Annotated in this window: 20 protein-coding genes and 1 pseudogene; 6 read left to right on the top strand and 15 right to left on the bottom strand. The window is 56.0% G+C overall.

Features of this window, described 5'->3' with window-relative positions:
• Window positions 1–123: 123 nt before the first annotated feature.
• A pseudogene (locus QO231_RS23430) lies at window positions 124–372 on the bottom strand (transposase); the annotation flags it as partial.
• A gap of 344 nt (window positions 373–716) precedes the next feature.
• Here QO231_RS23430 and QO231_RS23425 point away from each other — a divergent pair.
• Window positions 717–1,043 (top strand): hypothetical protein, encoded by a 327-nt coding sequence (locus QO231_RS23425; RefSeq protein ID WP_316782113.1) that lies wholly within the window; start codon window positions 717–719, stop codon window positions 1,041–1,043.
• On the opposite strand, the gene QO231_RS23420 is transcribed toward QO231_RS23425, so the two are convergent.
• The 5 genes from QO231_RS23420 to QO231_RS23400 all read right to left on the bottom strand — a co-directional run bounded on the left by QO231_RS23420 (window position 1,020) and on the right by QO231_RS23400 (window position 5,528).
• Window positions 1,020–1,313 carry a DUF3253 domain-containing protein gene (locus QO231_RS23420; RefSeq protein ID WP_316782112.1) on the bottom strand — a complete coding sequence of 98 codons (294 nt, stop codon included), beginning with the start codon at window positions 1,311–1,313 and terminating at the stop codon, window positions 1,020–1,022. The two genes, QO231_RS23425 and QO231_RS23420, sit on opposite strands and share 24 nt — an antisense overlap.
• Before the next feature lie 10 nt (window positions 1,314–1,323).
• A complete protein-coding gene (locus QO231_RS23415; protein WP_316782111.1) occupies window positions 1,324–2,784 on the bottom strand; it encodes a deoxyribodipyrimidine photo-lyase in 1,461 nt (486 codons plus the stop codon).
• An 88-nt stretch (window positions 2,785–2,872) separates the two neighbouring features.
• Complete coding sequence (locus QO231_RS23410; protein WP_316782110.1) at window positions 2,873–4,204, bottom strand: Y-family DNA polymerase; 1,332 nt, start codon at window positions 4,202–4,204, stop codon at window positions 2,873–2,875.
• 140 nt (window positions 4,205–4,344) lie between these two features.
• Entirely contained in the window at window positions 4,345–4,992 is a 648-nt protein-coding gene (locus QO231_RS23405; RefSeq protein ID WP_316782108.1) for a DUF998 domain-containing protein, read from the bottom strand.
• 116 nt (window positions 4,993–5,108) lie between these two features.
• A complete protein-coding gene (locus QO231_RS23400) occupies window positions 5,109–5,528 on the bottom strand; it encodes a PRC-barrel domain-containing protein (RefSeq protein WP_316782105.1) in 420 nt (139 codons plus the stop codon).
• A gap of 394 nt (window positions 5,529–5,922) precedes the next feature.
• On the opposite strand from QO231_RS23400, the gene QO231_RS23395 reads away from it, so the two are divergent.
• A complete protein-coding gene (locus tag QO231_RS23395) occupies window positions 5,923–6,390 on the top strand; it encodes an MgtC/SapB family protein (RefSeq protein ID WP_316782103.1) in 468 nt (155 codons plus the stop codon).
• A gap of 101 nt (window positions 6,391–6,491) precedes the next feature.
• On the opposite strand, the gene QO231_RS23390 is transcribed toward QO231_RS23395, so the two are convergent.
• The 6 genes from QO231_RS23390 to QO231_RS23365 all read right to left on the bottom strand — a co-directional run bounded on the left by QO231_RS23390 (window position 6,492) and on the right by QO231_RS23365 (window position 13,439).
• Complete coding sequence (locus QO231_RS23390; RefSeq protein WP_316782101.1) at window positions 6,492–8,549, bottom strand: catalase; 2,058 nt, start codon at window positions 8,547–8,549, stop codon at window positions 6,492–6,494.
• Between the two features lie 54 nt (window positions 8,550–8,603).
• Window positions 8,604–10,031, bottom strand: coding sequence for a Y4yA family PLP-dependent enzyme (locus tag QO231_RS23385; protein ID WP_316782099.1), 1,428 nt, complete (start codon window positions 10,029–10,031; stop codon window positions 8,604–8,606).
• The gene (locus QO231_RS23380) at window positions 10,028–11,593 is read right to left on the bottom strand and encodes an FAD/NAD(P)-binding protein (RefSeq protein ID WP_316782097.1); all 1,566 of its coding nucleotides are present in this window, start codon (window positions 11,591–11,593) and stop codon (window positions 10,028–10,030) included. The genes QO231_RS23385 and QO231_RS23380 overlap by 4 nt, the downstream gene beginning before the upstream one ends.
• The gene (sbnA, locus tag QO231_RS23375) at window positions 11,590–12,630 is read right to left on the bottom strand and encodes a 2,3-diaminopropionate biosynthesis protein SbnA (protein WP_316782095.1); all 1,041 of its coding nucleotides are present in this window, start codon (window positions 12,628–12,630) and stop codon (window positions 11,590–11,592) included. The genes QO231_RS23380 and sbnA overlap by 4 nt, the downstream gene beginning before the upstream one ends.
• Window positions 12,623–13,072 (bottom strand): ParB N-terminal domain-containing protein, encoded by a 450-nt coding sequence (locus tag QO231_RS23370; protein ID WP_316782093.1) that lies wholly within the window; start codon window positions 13,070–13,072, stop codon window positions 12,623–12,625. Before QO231_RS23370 ends, sbnA begins: the two co-directional genes overlap by 8 nt.
• A gap of 169 nt (window positions 13,073–13,241) precedes the next feature.
• Window positions 13,242–13,439 (bottom strand): CsbD family protein, encoded by a 198-nt coding sequence (locus QO231_RS23365; RefSeq protein WP_316782091.1) that lies wholly within the window; start codon window positions 13,437–13,439, stop codon window positions 13,242–13,244.
• 347 nt (window positions 13,440–13,786) lie between these two features.
• On the opposite strand from QO231_RS23365, the gene QO231_RS23360 reads away from it, so the two are divergent.
• The 3 genes from QO231_RS23360 to QO231_RS23350 are packed head-to-tail and all read left to right on the top strand — an operon-like array spanning window position 13,787 to window position 16,434.
• Window positions 13,787–14,203 carry a CopG family transcriptional regulator gene (locus tag QO231_RS23360; protein ID WP_316782089.1) on the top strand — a complete coding sequence of 139 codons (417 nt, stop codon included), beginning with the start codon at window positions 13,787–13,789 and terminating at the stop codon, window positions 14,201–14,203.
• Window positions 14,204–14,231: 28 nt separating this feature from the next.
• Window positions 14,232–15,302: an extracellular catalytic domain type 1 short-chain-length polyhydroxyalkanoate depolymerase gene (locus tag QO231_RS23355; protein ID WP_316782087.1), complete on the top strand. Its 1,071-nt coding sequence runs from the start codon at window positions 14,232–14,234 to the stop codon at window positions 15,300–15,302.
• A gap of 1 nt (window position 15,303) precedes the next feature.
• On the top strand, window positions 15,304–16,434 hold the full coding sequence (locus QO231_RS23350; protein WP_316782085.1) for a C45 family peptidase: 1,131 nt from the start codon (window positions 15,304–15,306) through the stop codon (window positions 16,432–16,434).
• Between the two features lie 196 nt (window positions 16,435–16,630).
• Here QO231_RS23350 and QO231_RS23345 read toward each other — a convergent pair whose 3' ends face one another.
• Both QO231_RS23345 and QO231_RS23340 read right to left on the bottom strand, forming a co-directional pair.
• Window positions 16,631–16,984: a DUF4112 domain-containing protein gene (locus tag QO231_RS23345; RefSeq protein WP_316782083.1), complete on the bottom strand. Its 354-nt coding sequence runs from the start codon at window positions 16,982–16,984 to the stop codon at window positions 16,631–16,633.
• Between the two features lie 7 nt (window positions 16,985–16,991).
• On the bottom strand, window positions 16,992–17,150 hold the full coding sequence (locus QO231_RS23340; RefSeq protein WP_316782080.1) for a YqaE/Pmp3 family membrane protein: 159 nt from the start codon (window positions 17,148–17,150) through the stop codon (window positions 16,992–16,994).
• A 101-nt stretch (window positions 17,151–17,251) separates the two neighbouring features.
• Between QO231_RS23340 and QO231_RS23335 the strand changes: the two genes are divergently transcribed.
• Complete coding sequence (locus QO231_RS23335; protein ID WP_316782079.1) at window positions 17,252–18,043, top strand: Crp/Fnr family transcriptional regulator; 792 nt, start codon at window positions 17,252–17,254, stop codon at window positions 18,041–18,043.
• Here QO231_RS23335 and QO231_RS23330 read toward each other — a convergent pair.
• Entirely contained in the window at window positions 18,040–18,537 is a 498-nt protein-coding gene (locus QO231_RS23330) for a DUF892 family protein (protein ID WP_316782078.1), read from the bottom strand. The genes QO231_RS23335 and QO231_RS23330 overlap by 4 nt on opposite strands.
• Window positions 18,538–18,548 lie beyond the last annotated feature (11 nt).

The raw sequence follows: 18,548 nt of genomic DNA, 5'->3' as shown, positions 1-18,548 counted from the left end.
GACGCCCAGTTTTGGCGTTGGAAACGGCTTGCTTGCGAGGGGTGGGTTTGTTGCTGCTCATGACTGCAACCGCTACAAAATCTCACATCACACCAAAAGACGGCCCTCGCCGGAGGCGTACTGTTCGGCAGCCAGACCGGCCATCATCCGGGCGAAGATGCCCTTATCGCTCCAGCGCTTCCAGCGGTTATAGAGCGTCTTATGTGGGCCATAGACCGACGGAGCGTCGCGCCAGCGTAAGCCATTGCGGTTGATGAAGATAATCCCGCTCAAAACTCGCCTGTCATCGACGCGGGGTTTGCCGTGGGACTTTGGGAAGAAGGGCTCAAGACGCGCCATCTGCGCATCCGTCAGCCAGAAATGATTAGACATCTTCACCGCTCGTTTTCGAAAGATGAATCACGCCGCTAGGCGGAAATCAATGGGTCCTGACCCTAGTCACAACAAGAGTATTGATTGGTGTAGGGCCAGACCAAGCAAGACAACGCCGCAATAACTGTGCGTATCCGGCTCGGATATTGAGAGTTGGAAAACACAATGATCTCCCCTGTCGAAATCCATAGCATGACTTGGAACGTCACCTCCGACATCCTAGGTATCCTTGATTATCGCGGTGTCTTTTTCGAAATCAACCCAGCCTGGCAGCATACCCCTCAAGTGATCTGCCTTTCTGAGATTTCACCTCTCGTTTTGGTGAACTTAGCCGAGGTTCTACAGTGAAGAAGCCTTACCCGAAAACGCCCGATGGACGGTATTTCCTTGCAAAAGACCGATTGTGGCGGTGCACAGATCCAAGCCTATCAGATTCAGAGCGCCGACGTTTAGTGAAGGAGCTGATGCAGGCCCGCCTTGGAGTGAAATACGCGACGACTGATAAGGAGCGCAGTGCTGCAAGGCTGAAGGTCGATGCGGCCAAGGTGCAATTGGGTGAGCGTGGTCCGGTATGGTGGCAAGATGGCGCGCCGGATGTGAACCGGTATCACCCGAAAAACACCGTCTATGCCGATTGGTGGCGAGGTTTATCTGATGATCGAGAGGTTTAGATGGTTTTGACCTCCGACAATTTCAATCCGGTACACTCCGGCGAAATCATTTGGATCGACGGCCTCCCCCGGCTTTTCGATTTTTATGCTTCCGGCCTTTGCAAGTAAGATCGCTTCATCGCGCTTGGGTGCCATCAGGGGTCGCCACACCTTGGGATCAGCGCCGCCAACGGCACGCGCGATCTCTGACGGGCAAATTGTTTTTCCCGAGCCCCGCGTCGCCGCTAGCCTTAGGATTGCATCTCTGTTCTGAATTTGCTGGGCGCTCATGAAGGTTGCCTCACAATGCGTCCTCCGGCTTATTATCTGGCACGTAAATACTTACGATGTCCCTCGTCGCCCAGTCTTTTAGCCAATCGGTAGCACCGTCCCGTTTGCGGATGGCACGGTCGGATTTTGGCGGCACCCAGCCATAGATGGGCTGCTCCTGCCAGCTTGGTTTTGACATACCAAACACCCATCGCATATTGCCGTAGGTTGCGGGGTCTCGCCCGTCGAGCGCGAGCCGGTCGTTGAGGTAGCACGCTGTTTTCCATGCGATCTCGGGGTCACGCGTCCATTTGATGATTTGCTTGCCCCAATACATACGTAGATTGTTGTGCATGTATCCCGTTTCCAGCCACTGACGTTGAGCCGCGTTCCACGTCTCATCATCGGTGCGTCCATGCACAAGATCACAAAGCGTGTAGAGAACGGGCCTCTCGTCATAGGCATGTGCCAAAAGAGACAGACGTGGTTTTTCCGGGAGTGTCGCGAAGCTATCAGGGATCTCATGCTGATATGCTTGATAGTGAAAATATTCACGCCACGTCAGCAATTCATCCAGATATTTCCATTTGGCATTGGCGGGTACATCGCTTGCTCTTACGGCTGCGGTGATTGTACGCGGCCCGATCACGCCAAAATGCAGGTAGGGCGACAGCCGAGAGACGCCATCCTCTTCAGCCGGGTTGTTTCGCCGATAAGGGTAGATTTTGAGACGGTTGGCGACAAAGTCGTCCAAGGCGCAAAGCGCGGCTTTCGCGGTCGGGGTAAAGTCCAAAGCAGGGGGCAGACTGTGATCGATATCGCATTCAGCGATGATCGCCGCAATCTCATCATCTGTCTTTGCTCTAAGGCTCAGGTCTGCAAAACACAAATTGCCGTCATAGGACGGCACTTCAGCCGCAAAATTACATCGGTGCGCTTCATATTCTGAACGTAATGCACCACTGGCTTTGCGAAACGCAGGCGTCGTGTTCAGGCCAACGGGTAGCATCCGGGTCGGGACCAATCGTGCTGTATCAACCGCGAACATTGGCCGTTCACATTTCGCGGCAAAGCGGTTGGCCTGTGCGCGCGCAACAAACGTCGGATGATCATCAGTCAAAACCGCCACCGCACTTTCTGCGAGCCGATACACCAGACCTTTCTCACGGTGACCTTCGCGCTCAACATAGCTCACACAGCGCAGCCCGCGTTTTACACAGTTCTGTTGTAAATCCCGGCTGGCATGAATGAGGAAGTGATGCAGTCTGTCGGACGCATAAGGGTAATCCTCGCGTACGCCATGATAGACGAGAACCGGCAAACCCAACGTGTTCCCAAGTTCGATGGCTGCATCGATAAGCGGATTGTCCCACGCGCGCAGCGTTTGCTGAACCCAGCAGAGCACATATTTCGCCCCGCTCTTGGGCGACAACTCCACCGCATTTAAGGCACGCAAGCGATCTGCGATGTCATCCGACCAATCTATGTCCATGCAACCTTCGCTTTTGTCCTTTCGAGTTTCAAAATGTGAGCAAGCGGGTTGGTCATCACGTAATCGACGCCCGAACAGCGATGCCCGATCATACCGTACAAAAATGCGTATCCGCATCTTCAACGGGGTCGTTACCAAAATCAGATTGATCGGGAATGCGTCCGAAAGCAATCTTGGCTCCGAGGTAGCCACCCGGAACAGCATCCTGAACACCAAGGGTTATAGCCTCCGGGCCATGCTGCTGGCGCAGGCTGTCCATCAAATCGCTGACAGCTTCCCACTTCGCGGTGACGATTTGATCGGGCGCCGATGAGGTGCGGAACAGATCATCTGTCATCTGACCATCGCTTGTAAGACCATGCAACATCACGCTCACAGACCTTGGGGCAAAGCGCACGTCGCGCCGGGCCTTGTCCAAACCGTCAGATAGTGTCGTCAGAAACGTGTGATCATCCCGCGCCGGCAGAAAAGATCCCTCCCAAGTCCATCGCAAATTGTCCTTCTGGCTGCGCGTGCGACTTCTGTATCCTCCGCCCTTAAATCCAAGAGACATTTTCGTTGCGCGCAAATCAGCACGCCGCAAACGCCGCGCAGCCCCAAGCGTCAATTGCCGTGCGCACATCGCGACCTTCTCCGGGCTTCGCCAGTCAGCGGGCAGCATCCGGCTATGCCCAAACATACGCTTTTGCGTCGGCAACCGTTCTGCATGTTGCCCGTGCAGTTCGTTCCAGAACCGCTCTCCCTCGACGCTTCGCCAAATGGCGCGTGCCTGTTTCGGTGCGATGGCCCATAGCGACGTAAAATCGTCGATACCAGCCGCGTGCAGCCGCGCCTCCATACCCACTGAAATGCCGGGTAGATCGTTTAGCGGGATATGCGCAAGACGGCCCGGAAGGTCCGCGACATCAATCAGCACAAAGCCGTTTGGTTTATGCGCCTCCGCACCAATTTTCGCCAATAGCTCTGTCGGGGCCATGCCGATTGAACATGTCAGCACCGGACTGAACGCCGCCGCGAGCGCTTTTTTGATCTGGTCCGCCAAAGCGCGGCAGTCGCGCACCTCGCTTGGAAGCAAATGGCACACGACCTCGTCTATGGACCTTACATGCGCAACAGGTACGACGGTGTTGATCACATCAATGATGCGGTTGTGCAGGCGGACATAGACATCATGGCGCGCGACGACCAATATCATGTCGGGCACGATGCGGCGCGCCTCGGCTATGCTGGCCATGGATTTGACGCCAAGCGATTTCGCCTCACGGCTTATGGCAATGCAGCCCGTATTGGGACTGTCCAAGGGAACCACGCCCACAGGCAACCCACGAAGTGCAGGATTGAAATGCTGCTCCGCTGTCGCGAAAAAACTGTCGAAGTCCAGATAAAGGCGTGAGATCGGATTTGCGGGACGCGTATGCATGGGAATCACAGAACAGAAAGGGGAGTTGGAACATAACAGGAACAACCCATCAGTGCAAAGGATGGCAAGCTGTGTTCAAGCGTTATTCAAATGGTCTGGATCAACTGAGATCGAATTTTTCGGACAACGGATGCGAAAACTCAGCCGTCAGGGGACATCAGTTGTCGCCCACGTTTGATGAAAAGTCTGGCAAGAGTGAACACAAACGCGAATGCTATCAGCCCAAGGTAGCGTTCATAAATCCCGTCAATCCAATCCGGTAGGAAAAAGAAGACAGGGGCGGAGAGTGTCCACACAACTGAGATGCAAATCAAGATGGTTCCGTAGTGCTTACCCGCACGCCGAGCGCCGTCCGACATGAACCAGGGAATGAGCGCCATGATGAGGCCCAGCCCATATACGAGGTAGATGTGGATCACGACACCTTCGCTGTCATTGTCGCCATATTCATTTCTCGCTCCAATAAGGAAAACGATAAGCCCCATCAGTGCAAATCCGACAATCCCTAGGCTCCACCCCCAACCCCCCATATGTACATGTGCGGACAGCAACGCGATAGAAATCAGTGCGCCGGAAAAAGCATAGATGCCGATATCAACAATAAATTCATAACGACCCGCGCCCAGGTCGCTGATCGTATCCGCAATCCAATCGTGATCCGGGACGACAAAATCCGCCACCAAAATGGCCAGCGCAAAGATGATGCAGCCAGCGATTGCCGACCAACCTAAGGCGAGCATGAGGCGCGGTTCGTCCTCTACCTTTGGCGCGGTAGTTTCGTCGTTCATGTCAGCGAGCCCCTTCTAGCTTTTGAGTTATCTAACCCGCGGGTTCTGACCCTCGAGTATCAAACCAAGGGACTTCTGCGCGCCCCTTGACGGTGTCGAGAGATTACGGCGAAAGATCAGTTCCACCAACCTTCATCAACCGACTCCATCTCTCCGAGTTGTTCCTCGGTTTTACGCGTGACGATGACATAGGTTTTGTCATCGACCGGGGTCAGGCGGATATCTTCGACCGGGATCAGGACATGCTTGTCCCCAATATCGAGAAATCCGCCGATCTCGGCCACGATGCCGATTATTTGCCCGTTGCGGTCAAGAATGATGTCCTCGATTTCGCCAATATCGTTCCAGTCTGGACCGACGCCGTCGGCCTCCCAGTTGCCCCAGGTATCTTCGTCCATGGGACCGTTGAGTGTGTAGATATCTCCGCCGGTGATATCACGGGTTCGGATAAGGTTTTCGGTGTCCATGTGGCTTTCCGCCAGTGCGGGACCAGCTGCCATACCGGCAGCGAGCAATAGGGTTGCAAAGCGTTTCATGCTGTCTCCTTTGCATGCAGTGAAAGCGTCCGACCGTAGGGCGGCGCTCATGCCTGAAGAAACCATGTCGTGTCTTGTGACACTTGGCCAGTGGCGCGATGCGACGATCGCTCGAAACACTAAACCAAAACAACCTTTCCCGTTCTTAGAGACTTACAAACTGCAGCTTCAGCAGTACTCTTGATGCAGCCAAACCCAATGATCGAACCGCAGCGTTCGTTTTTTAGAGGTTTGGCCAGACGTACTGTTTTGAGAACATGGGCAACGAGACCGGGGCAGTCGCTTCTGGAAAAGGTAGAAAAACGGAAGGGTTTCTAGGATATGGCGCAACCGAAGTCGAATTCTCAGTTAAATCTGAATCATAGCCTCAAAAACTGGGTAGGATGTGTCGCAGATGCCTGAATGGATCGATGTCGGGCTCACTCAACCGGATTGGCTGCTGAAGTTGTTATTTGCGCTCGCATCGGGCGCCATTCTGGGATTAGACCGTGAGGTGCGACGGCGCCGCGTGGGTATTCGGACCTATATGATGGTTTCCCTCGGCTCAGCAATCTTCACGATAGCCGCGGTCGAGATGTCATTGCGCATGGGCGACATAGAGCTCGCGGCAGACCCGACGCGCGTTATTCAGGGACTGATCGGAGGATTGGGTTTTCTTGGCGCCGGCGCGATCATCCAGGGCGACGAGCGTGTGGGAGGCATGGCCACGGCCGCGAGTCTCTGGGTTGCGGGTGCGCTTGGACTCGCCGCGGGAGCTGGGTTTGGATTGTTCTCGATCACATGCGCGGTCCTTGCGGCATCCCTGCTTGCCGCTAGCCGCTTTATGGAAAACCGGGGCGCAGATGATCGACCCGATGGATGATGAATATGTTGGCTCCGCGGACAGGGCAGTGGGTCCCATTCAAGAAAAAGGTGCCAAGCGGAGGGGTGAAGGCACTCCACCGCACAGCCGCAGTCTAGCATCTAGGATTTCAACCGCGCCCAGAATCTGAGCGCTGAGCACATATGCAGGAAAGCATCTGCACCCTCTGTAGAAATCTCTGGCATACCGTTGTCGATTTTGCCTGCAATTCCGACAGCCTCGAAGAGTGGCTGTGCTGCTTCAGTCCAGGCGATAAATTTCGCATGCGCGTAAGCATCGCTCACGAAATCCTGTGCTGGTTTGTTGATGGCCAGTTCCTCTCCAACGTCTTCTGAAAACACCAGCGCTACTGCATCGAACAGCACCGACGGCCCACCATCGATTTTTTCGTCCGCTGGCTTGATGTCCCCATTCGACAATTCGACCCCTGCTATATGTGGCGCGACAATGGCAACTGTGGCACCTGCATCGGTGAACGCGCTCTCGATACTTTGAACCAAATCTGCGTCCGCGCCATCTGACAGGAAAAGCGCCAGTTTGCGGCCAGCAAAGCTGTCGGGCCCGTTCTTGAGGATGCTCAACGCATCTGACGCAGGCAAATCAGTGACCGGCTCTCGTGCTGGTGTCGCCGCGTCAGGCATGTCTTCGACCCCCAGTCCCTTGGCGACAGCACCCGCCAGATCATCATGCACATTCATCAGGTGTGATAACATCCGCAGACGAATGCGCTCATGTTCACATTTCGAGAGCTCAAACGTGTAAGCGGCTGCGATATGGTTCTGCTCAGTTTTGGTTTGACTGATCCAGAACTGCCGCGCCTGACTATAGTGATCTGCGAAAGTTTCTGACCGCGTGCGCTGCTTGTTACCCTGCACCGGGTTTGGGTGGCTGGTAAATCCGATCTCGGGATTTTCACGCGGTCCACCGTCTTCGCCCCAGCTGTTCGGCTCATAGTTGACCCGCCCCTTGGGATTTTGCATCGCCATATGACCGTCCTGTTGAAAGTGACGGACCGGGCATTTCGGCGCGTTGATCGGAATATGGGTGAAGTTTGGACCGCCCAAGCGTTTGGTCTGCGTATCCAGATAGGAAAAGTTTCGCCCCTGCAGCAGGGGGTCATTCGTAAAGTCGATGCCCCGCACGATGTTTTGCGTGCAGAAGGCCACTTGTTCTGTCTCGGCAAAGAAGTTCTCGACGTTGTTGTCCAGCGTCATGGTGCCAATGATCTGCACCGGCACCTGTTCTTCGGGAATGAGCTTGGTCGCGTCAAGGATGTCAAATTCGAACGCATCCGCGAAGTCGTCGTCGAACACCTGGATGCCCAGATCCCATTGCGGGTAATCGCCTGAATCGATGGCAGCCCACATATCGCGACGGTGAAAGTCGGGGTCGGCCCCATTGATCTTCAGCGCCTCGTTCCAGACGACCGATTGCAGGCCCTGTCTGGGTTTCCAGAGGAACTTCACATAGTGCGATGTACCCTCAGCATTGACCAATCGGAAGGTATGCACCCCAAACCCTTCCATAAAGCGCAAGGAGCGGGGGATGGCACGATCAGACATGGTCCAGAGCGACGTGTGAACGGCTTCCGGCGTGAGCGAAATGAAATCCCAGAAATTGTCATGCGCGCTTTGCGCCTGCGGGAAAGCACGATCGGGGGCAGGTTTGACGGAATGGATCAGGTCGGGAAACTTGATGGCATCCTGCACAAAGAAAACCGGAATGTTATTGCCGACAAGATCCCAGTTGCCCTCCTGAGTATAGAATTTCACCGCAAAGCCGCGCACATCGCGCGCTACGTCCGGCGATCCCTTGCTACCTGCAACGGTTGAGAACCGGGTGAACAGAGGCGTCTTTTCCCCTTCGCGCTGGAAGATATCAGCACATGACAGCTCCGGGATTGCTTTCGTAAGTTCGAAATGCCCATGCACGCCATAGCCCCGCGCATGCACGACACGTTCTGGAATGCGCTCGTGATCAAATGCAAAGATTTTCTCGCGCATGATGTGATCTTCCAGCAGGACCGGCCCGCGTGGACCTGCCGTTAGCGAATTCTGATTGTCCGAGATCGGCGCGCCCTGTGCTGTCGTCAGCGTCTCTTCACCGGCATCGGTTTGTTGATGCGGTGCACCACCCTTGTCTAAGTTCACGTCTTCCATGTCGTCTCCTCCCGGTTTTGATCCGCGCCCGCTCGGCACGATTGATTGTTCGAATTAGGTATTGTCGATGGCATCTACCCGCGCCAAGGCATTTGGGTCTGGCGTCACGAACACGTTCTTGGCTAAGGGGAACTGATGCGAGCGGCTTTCGAGAAAATGCATCAGATATCCAGCCGTATTGGGAAACACCATCAGATCACCGGGTCGCGCGCCTTGCGGAAAGGTCATCTTTCGACGGGTCAGCCATTCGCTTTCGGTGCAATAGGTGCCCGCGAGATACGCTTCGATTGCATCACCGCGCGGCTCCGGCCCGGGCACCATGAGGGGGTCTATCGCGAATTCGGCAAAGCCCGAGCGGGATTGTGTACGGTTCATCTGAACGCCAACGACGGGCGTGCCAACGCTGTCGGTCTTACAAAAGGCAATCCGCGCCACGGTGATCCCACAACCATCAAGCAGGGACCGACCGGGTTCACAGCGCAGCGTCACCTGTGCTGCGCGAAGTTGGTCGGCGATGGCCTTACCGTCTTGGCGCGCACTGAGAACTGTCCGCATCCAGTCGGTCTGAACCAATGACTGCGCCACGGGATAGCTGTCGATTGTGCCATCTCGGCCGAGCTTTCGTCCAAGCGGATCGTTGTGTTGCGTGATCGGTGCCCGGTCTCCAGAAAGAGCGGCGTCAAGTTCTCCCAACCACCCAACCCATTGCTTGGGATCGTCGAGGTAATTCATCGGAATGCCGCCGCCGATGTCCAAAAAGAAGTCACGTTGATCGGTAGGTTTGACCTGAGCAATGACAGGCAGCGACTGAGAGATCGCAGCGATACGATCCTCTGCGCTGTAGCCATTCAGATGAAAGTGCAAACCATCAAGGCGGATATGGGTCGATTGCGCAAGGCGCGCAGCCACACTGGATATCTCCCGCAGCGGAAACCCGAAGCGGGAATAGAGCGCCTGTCCTTCACAGCTGAAACCATTCATGCGCAGTCCTACGGACACAGGTGTTTTGATCTCCTGCGCGACGCGTTCCAACAGAGCGACCTCGTCCAAGTTATCCAGAATAATCGTCACGCCGTTGGTCACGCAAAGAACCATCAAGGCGCGATCCTTGACCGCCGCCGTGCAGACGATCCGCTCACCCGGCATGCCTTGGGCCAAGCACTGTTCGACCTCAACGTGGCTAGCCGTGTCGATGCCAATACCCATCTCGTGGGCAGTATTGACATAGGTGAGGCACTTGTTCGCCTTCCGGGCAAACATAGGCAGAAACGGGAGATCATATTCCGCCACACAGTCGTTCAGCGCTGTGATTTTGCGGCGAAATGGGGTGTCGCATTGGATATTGAGCGGAGCGCCATGTGCCTCCACCAAACCATGCAGGCGCTCAGGGTCGCTGAGCAGGGCCTTAATCCAGTCTTCCAACCTTGGGCGCAGGGGAGCGACACCCTCACAATAGGCGAAGACAGAAGCCTGATCTGTCATGCTGGCAGTTCCACTCTTTCAGGCACAAACACGCGGCCCGCCTTCGTGACACGGGAAGCCCATCGCTCGGGCAGATCGTGCAGATTGCGCGACAACGTATCGTTGCCCAAAACACTGCCTTCGGTTGCGCGACCTATTATTGACAGCCCGCTCGTGACGCCACCTTTCGTGAGCGCTTGTGCATCGTTGTCGACGCGTAGCCCCCCCAAAGAGCCGACGCTGACATGACCGTCATGCAAAAGCCCGGCAAGAGGCTTGGACAGTTCGGCACTGCCAGTTGCTGGGATGGTTGCGTTAATGGTGACGTCACAGCGGTGGTCGCCGGAGAGGTGATCGATGCTGACCAGTCCCATACGTTCAAGGCACAGAAGCTTGCCGACGTTTTGGGCAGGCGGGCCAAAAGCAAGCCGTTCCATTTCGGCAGCACTTTCGCGGAAGTGCGCAGCGTCCTTGGATAGAAGCTCTTGGTGGCTGATCCACGCAACAAGTGCAGGGTAGCAACGCCGCCACGCCTCCGCCAACGCCCAGAGGCTATCGGGGGCAGTCACACCTATTGCGATTTCATATCCCTTTGACAGCTCTGCACGGCATCTCTCCGCGGAGAAAACCTCTCCACGCCATTCGTCAAAGCACGTACGAGTTGAACCTTGCGGACGCTGCAACACCGCATCAGCAATGTGCTGCAACGCGGGCCAGACGGTATTGATGAATGAAACATCAGAGCGCTCCGATATCTCGGTTTCGAAAATGCAGATGTGATCTTGCCAGAACAACTCGCTCTGTGGTGGTACAAATCGATCCGAATCGACCTTAGCACGCATCGGACGTGCAGACCTGCTGTAGGGTGCGATCCATTTCGGTTCAGCCCCTGATGGCTGGTAATCGTAGCCTTGTGCCGACTGGGTAAAGACGCCTCCGCGGCCCTCAGTCAGCGCCAACATCGTGTCGATGAAGGTGAGAGCAAACCCTTTGCACGCGACAGAAGTGCTAGGCGGGACAGCATCGGTCGTCAGCGCGCAAGTGACGGGAAATGGCGAAGCGATCGCTTCAGTTTGGACTTTCTGTGTTCTACGGGTCCAATCCTGATGGCCGGTGGTCACCAGTACTTCATCGACCGAGATGTCACCGGGCTCCAAGAGCCATGAGCCTCCTTCCGGTCGTAGCGCCGAGATCTTCACAGGATAGACTGTGATCCTGATGTTAGACGGTGCCGATGATAAGACGACTTCGAAGCAATGGTGGAGGTATTCGCCAACACATGCGCGCGGCACATAGGTACCTGCCGTTACAGGAGTGCCAGCACACTTGAGCCAACTCCTCAGATTGGGACCGCGTCGCTCTGTCCAGGCATCAATCATATGCGCAGGGAAGTTCATCAGAAGGACGTCGGATTGATCGGGATTGTAGATCGGGCCAGCGCCGGGATGAGCAAACGGCTCAAAGATATGGACGTCAAACTGCTGTGCTGGAATGCCGCGTGCCGCTTCACACAGGCTGTCCAAAGCATAGAGCCCCTTGGGCCCACAGCCCACGATGCCAATTGATTTAGTGAGCTGCGTCACGTTGGTGGCGCTTCCAAGCCCGCGAGCCTAAGTACGTCCGCTTCGGATGCGCCCAGTTCGCGTTGAACCCAGTCAGCATCAAAGACCGTTCCCAGATATCGGGCCCCGGAGTCGTGGATGATCGCGACCGCCGTTTTTCCGCGCAGATCGTCCTGCATGCTGCGCACAGCTTCCAGCACACCGCCACCCGACCCGCCAACCAAGAACCCCTCACGCGCGACCGCCCGGCGGCATCCTGCAACGCAGGTGATGTCCGCAACACGGACCAATTCATCAAAACTCTGCCCCCGCGCCAATTCAGGCAAGCGGCCAGCGCCCATGCCCGAGATTTTACGGGGTCCCGCGACACCGTCGAAAAGCGTGCTGCCCATCGCGTCTACCGCGACCACTTTCGTGGCGCGGCCCATACGGCGTAAGTAGTCACGGCAGCCACGCGCTGTACCTGTGCTTGAGCAAGCAACAAAAAGGTAGTCGATCTGATCCGGCAATGCGGCATCGATCTCCGCAATCGTGCCGGCTTCATGCGACGCAGGGTTATCCGTGTGCGCATATTGGTTTGGCCAGAAACTGTTGGTAGATGCCCCGAGCAGTTCGGCGACGCGTTCCAACCGCGCGGCCAAGAAATCGCCATTGATCGCATCCTCTACAAGCTCGATTTGACCACCGAGGGCACGAATAATCGCGACATTTTGGGATTGCGCGTTGGGATCGACGACGCAGATAAATTTGAGGCCGTAATATGCGCAGGTTTGCGCAAGCCCGATGCCCATGTTGCCCGACGAAGACTCGACAACCGTATCGCCCGGTGACAAACGACCGTCTGCTAACGCCTGTTCAATCATGTATCGGGCCGGTCGGTCCTTGGCGCTACCGCCGGGGTTCAGGGCCTCTACTTTGGCAATCAGGTTCACGTCAGCGATATCAAGATACCGATCCAGTTGAACCATTGGTGTCTGACCCACTAGGTCCAGCAGGTTGCCCGCAATACGTGGGGCAGGAGAGAAAACCTGCCCAACATTTTCAGAGCCGTCATGCATGTTTCGCCCCTTCTAAATGAACGTCTGGAAACTTTTGCTGCGTCGTCCTGGCCGAAATCAAATGCGAAAACGGGAAGCGCATCGGGGGAATTTCCTGTTTCAAGACGTGGCGAGAGGTTTTGGGCGGTAATAACATTCCAGTCGCCGCCGCTGTTCGCACGGTTTGAGATGTCACATGCTCACCGGGCCGCCAGCTCGAAACTTCAACCTGTGATGCATCGTCATAGTCGATCAAGAAGCAGGGCAATAGATCGACCTCCAGTATGCGTAACGCGCTATATCGGTGGTGGCCGTCCAATAACGTTCGACAACTTCGGGCTACGATAAGCGGGCGCTCGACAACGCCGTCGGCGACAATCTCCTTCATGATCGCCAGAACATGCGGAAAGCTAACCTCTTCGTGTGGATGAACCTCGAACACGGGGAGTAAAATTAGGGTCATGCCACGTGCCTTTCTATTCTCGTGATATTAACTTGACTTGAGCCCTTTTTAGGCTGCAATGCCTTTCATCGGCCGCGCTAGCGCGCGTGAAGTCAGGAGCCACCTTTGGTCTAAATCAATACCCGTCAAAGGCATCGAACGGACCACAGTTCAGCAGCTCCAGAATAGATCAGCTCTCGTTCATGAAGTCGTCGACTTCCTGCTTCGCTTCTTCTTTGGTTTTGCCGTATTTGGCCTGGATTCTGCCTTCCAGCGCTTCGCGATCACCATTGACTTCGGCGATCTCGTCGTCGGTCAATTCGCCCCACTTGGCCTTGACGTTGCCGGTCATTTCTTTCCATTTGCCTTCGATCTGATCCCAGTTCATCGCATATCCTTTCAGGATTGATTGACCGGAGTAGCTGTCCGGTCGTTAGGTGGTGCCGATTGTTTCAATCGCTCTCGCTGACAACAATCGATGCAGCCCCCAAGGAAGAGCTCCACTGCAATAATAATCATGCGTCAGCGAGAAGCCGTGCTTGCGGCCCTACCCATAAATGGCGCTGCGGCACCGCATGAACCAGCCCACGGTCAGGTCAAATGTCTGGAAAGCTAAACCAGAATAGTCTTTTCCTCAGAGTATGCGGTTTGAAGCCGTTTTTGCTGAAGCACTGAAATTTACCTTGCATTGGGAAACCAAACATCCATATACCATCCACACAGATGGAGAACGGAATGACTAATGTAAGACAGCTGCGTGAAAAGCAGCCCGAGAACGAGAAGATCACAATCAATCTGGGCTTTGTCGATCTTGGCCGTATCGATTTGCTAGTGCAGGAAGGGTTCTATTCAAACCGAAGTGACCTTATCCGTACCGCGATCCGCAACCAGCTGGATACCCACACCAGCGTGGTCAGCCAGACGCTTGAACGGCATACGATGGAGTTGGGCCTGCGGGATTACTCAGTCACCGATCTTGAGTCCCTGAGGGACGCTGGCGAAATGCTGCATGTCAAGGTTGTGGGCCTTGCCCGGATCGATGCGGACGTCACCCCGGAGCTGGCGCTTCAAACCATAGGATCAATAACAGTGTTGGGCGCTTTGCAGGCCAGCGCCGATATCAAAAAGGCACTTGCCGACCGCATCAAGTAGGATGCGTAATCCCTAAAAGGAAACGACTATGAAACTTTTTAACGGGGGCGCGCTGCGCCCTGCGACCGATAGTGCACGCCTGAAGGCTGCCAATGATCTGGTGCAACGTACTTTGGCGCAACATGGACTCGTGTCGGACGCGGGATTGCCCGGCTCTGGTGGTTTATCCGCGATGGATAGCATACTGGCTGGGATGACACGTCCTCACATGGCAGGGGCTGCGATACAGGCGCTGCCGGACGGCGCGCGTTTCGATCAGGACACGTACACCTGCCCCGCAGGCAGTCGGATGCACCGGACGTATGTTCCGGCATCTACACGGGATGGCGCGACGGGCGTCGTTATGATGCTGCATGGCTGCACCCAAACGCCTGAGGATTTTGCAGCTGGCACAGGGATGAACGTGTTAGCCGAACAGCTTGGCTTTGTCGTCGTTTATCCAGCCCAGTCGCGTGGTGACAACGCGCAGTCCTGCTGGAATTGGTTCAGCCGTGGGGACCAGCGGCGGGGCAGGGGAGAGCCAGCCATTTTGGCGGGGTTGGCTCGGCAGATCGCAAGCGAACACGACATAGCCCGAGACCGCTCGTTTGTTGCAGGCCTGTCCGCTGGCGGTGCGATGGCGGCGATCCTGGGCGAGACATATCCGGATGTGTTCGCGGCAGTCGGCATACACTCGGGGTTGCCCATGGGTGCCGCAAAGGACGTCTCCACTGCGTTTGCGGCAATGGGCGGCACCATTCTGGCAGGGCCCGCGCGTTCAAATGGCGGTCCTACCGTCAGGACAATCGTGTTTCACGGCACGTCCGATGCGACGGTTCATCCCAAGAACGGTGAACGCATCGTCCAGCGCGCCATTGAAGCGGATACGGTCAAGCTCCATGAGACCACCGAGCAGGGCGAAGACAATGGTCGCAGCTATGAGCGTAGAATTGCATGTGACGACGCGGGCGCCGATCTTGTCGAATACTGGACAGTCGAAGGGCAAGGCCATGCCTGGTCGGGGGGGTCGGCCAAAGGGTCATATACTGATTCCAAGGGACCAGACGCAAGCGCGGAAATGGTCCGCTTTTTCTTCGACAGACCCAAAGAGGTAAACTGAAATGACACAGATGACTTTGACGTTCGATGCGATCAGCGAGGCGGCACCCGGCCCGAAATGGGCTGCGCGGTGGCAGCGGTCCTGGCCCGCTTACGAGGCATGGTTTGTGGCACGCGGAGGGGAGGATGGGCCGACACGTGCAGAGTGCGAAAATGCTCTTGAACAGTATATGCCAGAGCTCATGCCGGTCCATCGCAGGTTGGTTGAGCTGGCAGGAGGATCGGACCGCGCGGCGCGCTTTTTGTCCACATGGTGCCCGCCTTCCTATCTTGGAGGATGCTCGCTTGCCGCCGTTGCTGACCGCGACGAAGTGCGGCTGGTGCGCAACTACGATCTGTCTCCAGACCTGAACGAAGGGCTGCTGCTGCGCACGGAATGGACTGGACGCGCCGTTATGGGGATGGTTGAATTCCTGTGGGGGTTATCGGATGGGATCAACGATGCGGGGCTCAGCGTTGCCCTCGCCTATGGCGGTCGCTCGGAAACGGGTGAGGGTTTCGGCATCACCACGATCCTACGGCATGTGCTTGAAACTTGCGATTCCGTTGCGCAGGCTATCGCAGCACTGCGGCGGATCCCGTCCCACATGGCATATAATCTGGTTCTGGCTGATGCGACTGGCCAGACCGCAAGTGTGGAGCTTTCCCCCGGCGGCGGGGTAAGGCTGATGCCGAATGCGATAGCAACCAATCACCAAAGTGGCCCGGAGAGAGCGGAACGGCCCGCCTTTACGCGCAGCCATGAACGCCTGACGCATCTAGACGAACTTAGCGTTAAGCCATTAGATCTGAACCAGAAGTTTCTGAGCACACCGTTGATACAGGATCGATATGCCGAGGGGTTCGGGACTTTGTTTACGGCAGAATACGACCCCAAAAGAGGTGAGCTGGGTCTTACACTGGCGGGCGACCGCTGGGATCAGTCGTTGAACGACTTCACTGAAGGCCAACGTGTCGTGACATATGCCGAGAGCACGACCAACTGGACGAACCCCCTGCAATTGGACGGGACCGATTGGTCCGCTGCGGCAGGGATCGATTGGCAAAGGCTCGCTGAAGATTATGCGACCGGTAGGGGTTCGCCGATCAGCGCCTATCTGACGGCCTCGGGTGACGTGGATCAAGCGGCGTGACGATCCGAAAGCGGCGCATGTGATGTTTAGGTGCGAGATGGACCCTGCTGCGCGCCGACACTAATGGACGACCCGCTGCTTTGGCCGTGGCGGGTCGCTCCAGTGTCTGTCTTTCAGCAGTGCTTAGGTAAGACAATCGGTGCTGGATCAAAGCAAAGCGTTCAAATCTGTCGCCGCAAAGGCGGCGGGCAAACGATCAGTCACCTTTTGCCGGCGGACGCTGTGCAAGCTCATCCCGCAGGAGCGCGAAGTTCCGATTATTGGCTTTGAAGATCAGATCAAAAACATCGCTCAGCACAGGGATTGCTCCGACGAAGAAATCGAGGCCAGTATTCGCGGCCATCCTGCCGATTGTCCGCTTGCGCACGCCCAGCTTGTTCGCGCGGTATATGAGATATGCCGAGGGTCCCAGCGACGCGATATCACCGACGCCCGGAATCAAACCGATCAACGAGTCCCACCCAAATCGGACGGGTGTTCCCGGTATTCGGTACCGGCTATCGAGCAGTTTCGACAAGTCATCCAGCTTTTCTAATTCCGAGCGCGGCACCGCAGACCTACTTGCGTGCAACGATATAGACGGCATGAACGAGGCCCGGAATGTAACCAAGGATGGTCAACAGGATGTTCAGCCAGAAGTGCTTGCCAAGGCCGACTTGCAGAAACACGCCTAAGGGTGGGATAATGACAGACAGGATAATGCGGATAAGATCCATTATAGCGCTTTCTTTTGTGGTTCACATACATGCAGATACGTTCTGCGCCCCGCTGGCAAGACAATTGCGTTGGTTAAACTTAAGCTATATTAACGACATCCATGAATGATGACTATCAAAGCTGCCTTGTCAGCCGCCTCTCACGATTTGTACCGTTGACGAACGCGGAACGCGGATTCATCCAGGAAATGGAGAAAGACGAGCGCCCGCAGCGTAAAGGGCGTCCGGTGGTTAGCGTGGGGGACGTTACAGAGGGTATCACGGTGCTCAAGACCGGCTGGGCTGTTGTGAAGGCGGACAGCGCTGACGGGCGAAGCCAAATCCTGCGGGTATACTTGCCGGGAGAAGTGATGGGGCTTGCGGAGATTGGTTCGTCTCATGCCAACCATCGTATCATCATGCAGACTGACGGGAAGATTTGCCCTTTCCCGCGCAAGGGCCTCGCCCCGCTCTTTTCGGATTACCCACGGCTGGGGGCACTCCTGACCGCGCTAGGTAGCCTTGATCAGATCGCCCTGCGCCATCACGCCAGCAGTCTCGCGTCCATGGACGCAAGCAACAAACTCAAGTTCTGGCTGCTCCAACTGCGCTCGCGCCTCGAAGTGGCGAATGTCGGTCTGGGTAATCGTTTTCGCGTGCCGTTTAGCCAGGTCGAAATCGGTCAGGCGGTTGGCCTCACATCCATCTATGTGAACAAGTTGCTGCGTAGATTTGTTGACGAGGGTGATCTTGAGATAGACCGTCCCTACTTCCGCATTCTCAAGCGGGATGAATGGGAAAGGGACTGCGAATACGTTAACGCATTTCTTGACATGGATACGTCGTGGTTCCCAGCAGCCCATGGCGAAGGTTCAACAGGCGACGCTGATCTGTCCGCGCCGCGCAAGTCCTAGGACAACGCCTGCTCGTTGATGCCGCCTGTCGCCAGTTTTGTCATCGTGCGATCTCCATCGTAGGACGCATCGAGACAAGTTTTCAGCAAAGCGAGATCATCGTCCAGTTCCAGCCGGTCTGCAAAAGCCGCCAAGCAACCATAGCCAGCAATGGCATAGTGCGTGAGCCTTTGATATTGGGTAATGATCATAGCGTCTTTGGTCGCCTCTTCGCCGAATTCTTGCTCCAAAGCATGTGTTCGCGCTTCATTTGCCAAACCTTCCATGCCTTTGCATGTCTCGCCTTCGAGGCTTTCGTCATGGCGCTGCGCCATGCCCTTGAGCGATGAGATTCCGTCCACTATGCCGTCAGCGCCCGCATTCAATGCGCTTGCCAGATCTTGATCGGTTGCAGCTTTCGCCATCGCTTTCGTAACATCCAGCGCCTGAATATTTGCGCTGTAGATGTCCTTGAGTTGCTCAATATAGAGGTCTTCCAATGTGTCGATGCGCATCGTCAATCCTT

It is taken from the genome of Sedimentitalea todarodis (assembly GCF_032595355.1).
GTDB classification, from domain to species: Bacteria; Pseudomonadota; Alphaproteobacteria; order Rhodobacterales; family Rhodobacteraceae; genus Sedimentitalea; species Sedimentitalea todarodis.
This window is presented reverse-complemented; position numbering and strand designations above follow the sequence as displayed.

Excerpts from the sequence above, each read along its gene's own strand:
- QO231_RS23400 (WP_316782105.1), bottom strand. The coding sequence starts at position 5,528 with ATGAAACGCTTTGCAACCCTATTGCTCGCTGCCGGTATGGCAGCTGGT.
- QO231_RS23365 (WP_316782091.1), bottom strand. The coding sequence starts at position 13,439 with ATGAACTGGGATCAGATCGAAGGCAAATGGAAAGAAATGACCGGCAAC.
- QO231_RS23330 (WP_316782078.1), bottom strand. The coding sequence starts at position 18,537 with ATGCGCATCGACACATTGGAAGACCTCTATATTGAGCAACTCAAGGAC.
- QO231_RS23355 (WP_316782087.1), top strand. The coding sequence starts at position 14,232 with ATGAAACTTTTTAACGGGGGCGCGCTGCGCCCTGCGACCGATAGTGCA.
- QO231_RS23350 (WP_316782085.1), top strand. The coding sequence starts at position 15,304 with ATGACACAGATGACTTTGACGTTCGATGCGATCAGCGAGGCGGCACCC.
- QO231_RS23395 (WP_316782103.1), top strand. The coding sequence starts at position 5,923 with ATGCCTGAATGGATCGATGTCGGGCTCACTCAACCGGATTGGCTGCTG.
- QO231_RS23390 (WP_316782101.1), bottom strand. The coding sequence starts at position 8,549 with ATGGAAGACGTGAACTTAGACAAGGGTGGTGCACCGCATCAACAAACC.
- QO231_RS23370 (WP_316782093.1), bottom strand. The coding sequence starts at position 13,072 with ATGACCCTAATTTTACTCCCCGTGTTCGAGGTTCATCCACACGAAGAG.
- QO231_RS23385 (WP_316782099.1), bottom strand. The coding sequence starts at position 10,031 with ATGACAGATCAGGCTTCTGTCTTCGCCTATTGTGAGGGTGTCGCTCCC.
- sbnA (WP_316782095.1), bottom strand. The coding sequence starts at position 12,630 with ATGCATGACGGCTCTGAAAATGTTGGGCAGGTTTTCTCTCCTGCCCCA.
- QO231_RS23420 (WP_316782112.1), bottom strand. The coding sequence starts at position 1,313 with ATGAGCGCCCAGCAAATTCAGAACAGAGATGCAATCCTAAGGCTAGCG.
- QO231_RS23405 (WP_316782108.1), bottom strand. The coding sequence starts at position 4,992 with ATGAACGACGAAACTACCGCGCCAAAGGTAGAGGACGAACCGCGCCTC.
- QO231_RS23415 (WP_316782111.1), bottom strand. The coding sequence starts at position 2,784 with ATGGACATAGATTGGTCGGATGACATCGCAGATCGCTTGCGTGCCTTA.
- QO231_RS23340 (WP_316782080.1), bottom strand. The coding sequence starts at position 17,150 with ATGGATCTTATCCGCATTATCCTGTCTGTCATTATCCCACCCTTAGGC.
- QO231_RS23410 (WP_316782110.1), bottom strand. The coding sequence starts at position 4,204 with ATGCATACGCGTCCCGCAAATCCGATCTCACGCCTTTATCTGGACTTC.
- QO231_RS23335 (WP_316782079.1), top strand. The coding sequence starts at position 17,252 with ATGAATGATGACTATCAAAGCTGCCTTGTCAGCCGCCTCTCACGATTT.
- QO231_RS23360 (WP_316782089.1), top strand. The coding sequence starts at position 13,787 with ATGACTAATGTAAGACAGCTGCGTGAAAAGCAGCCCGAGAACGAGAAG.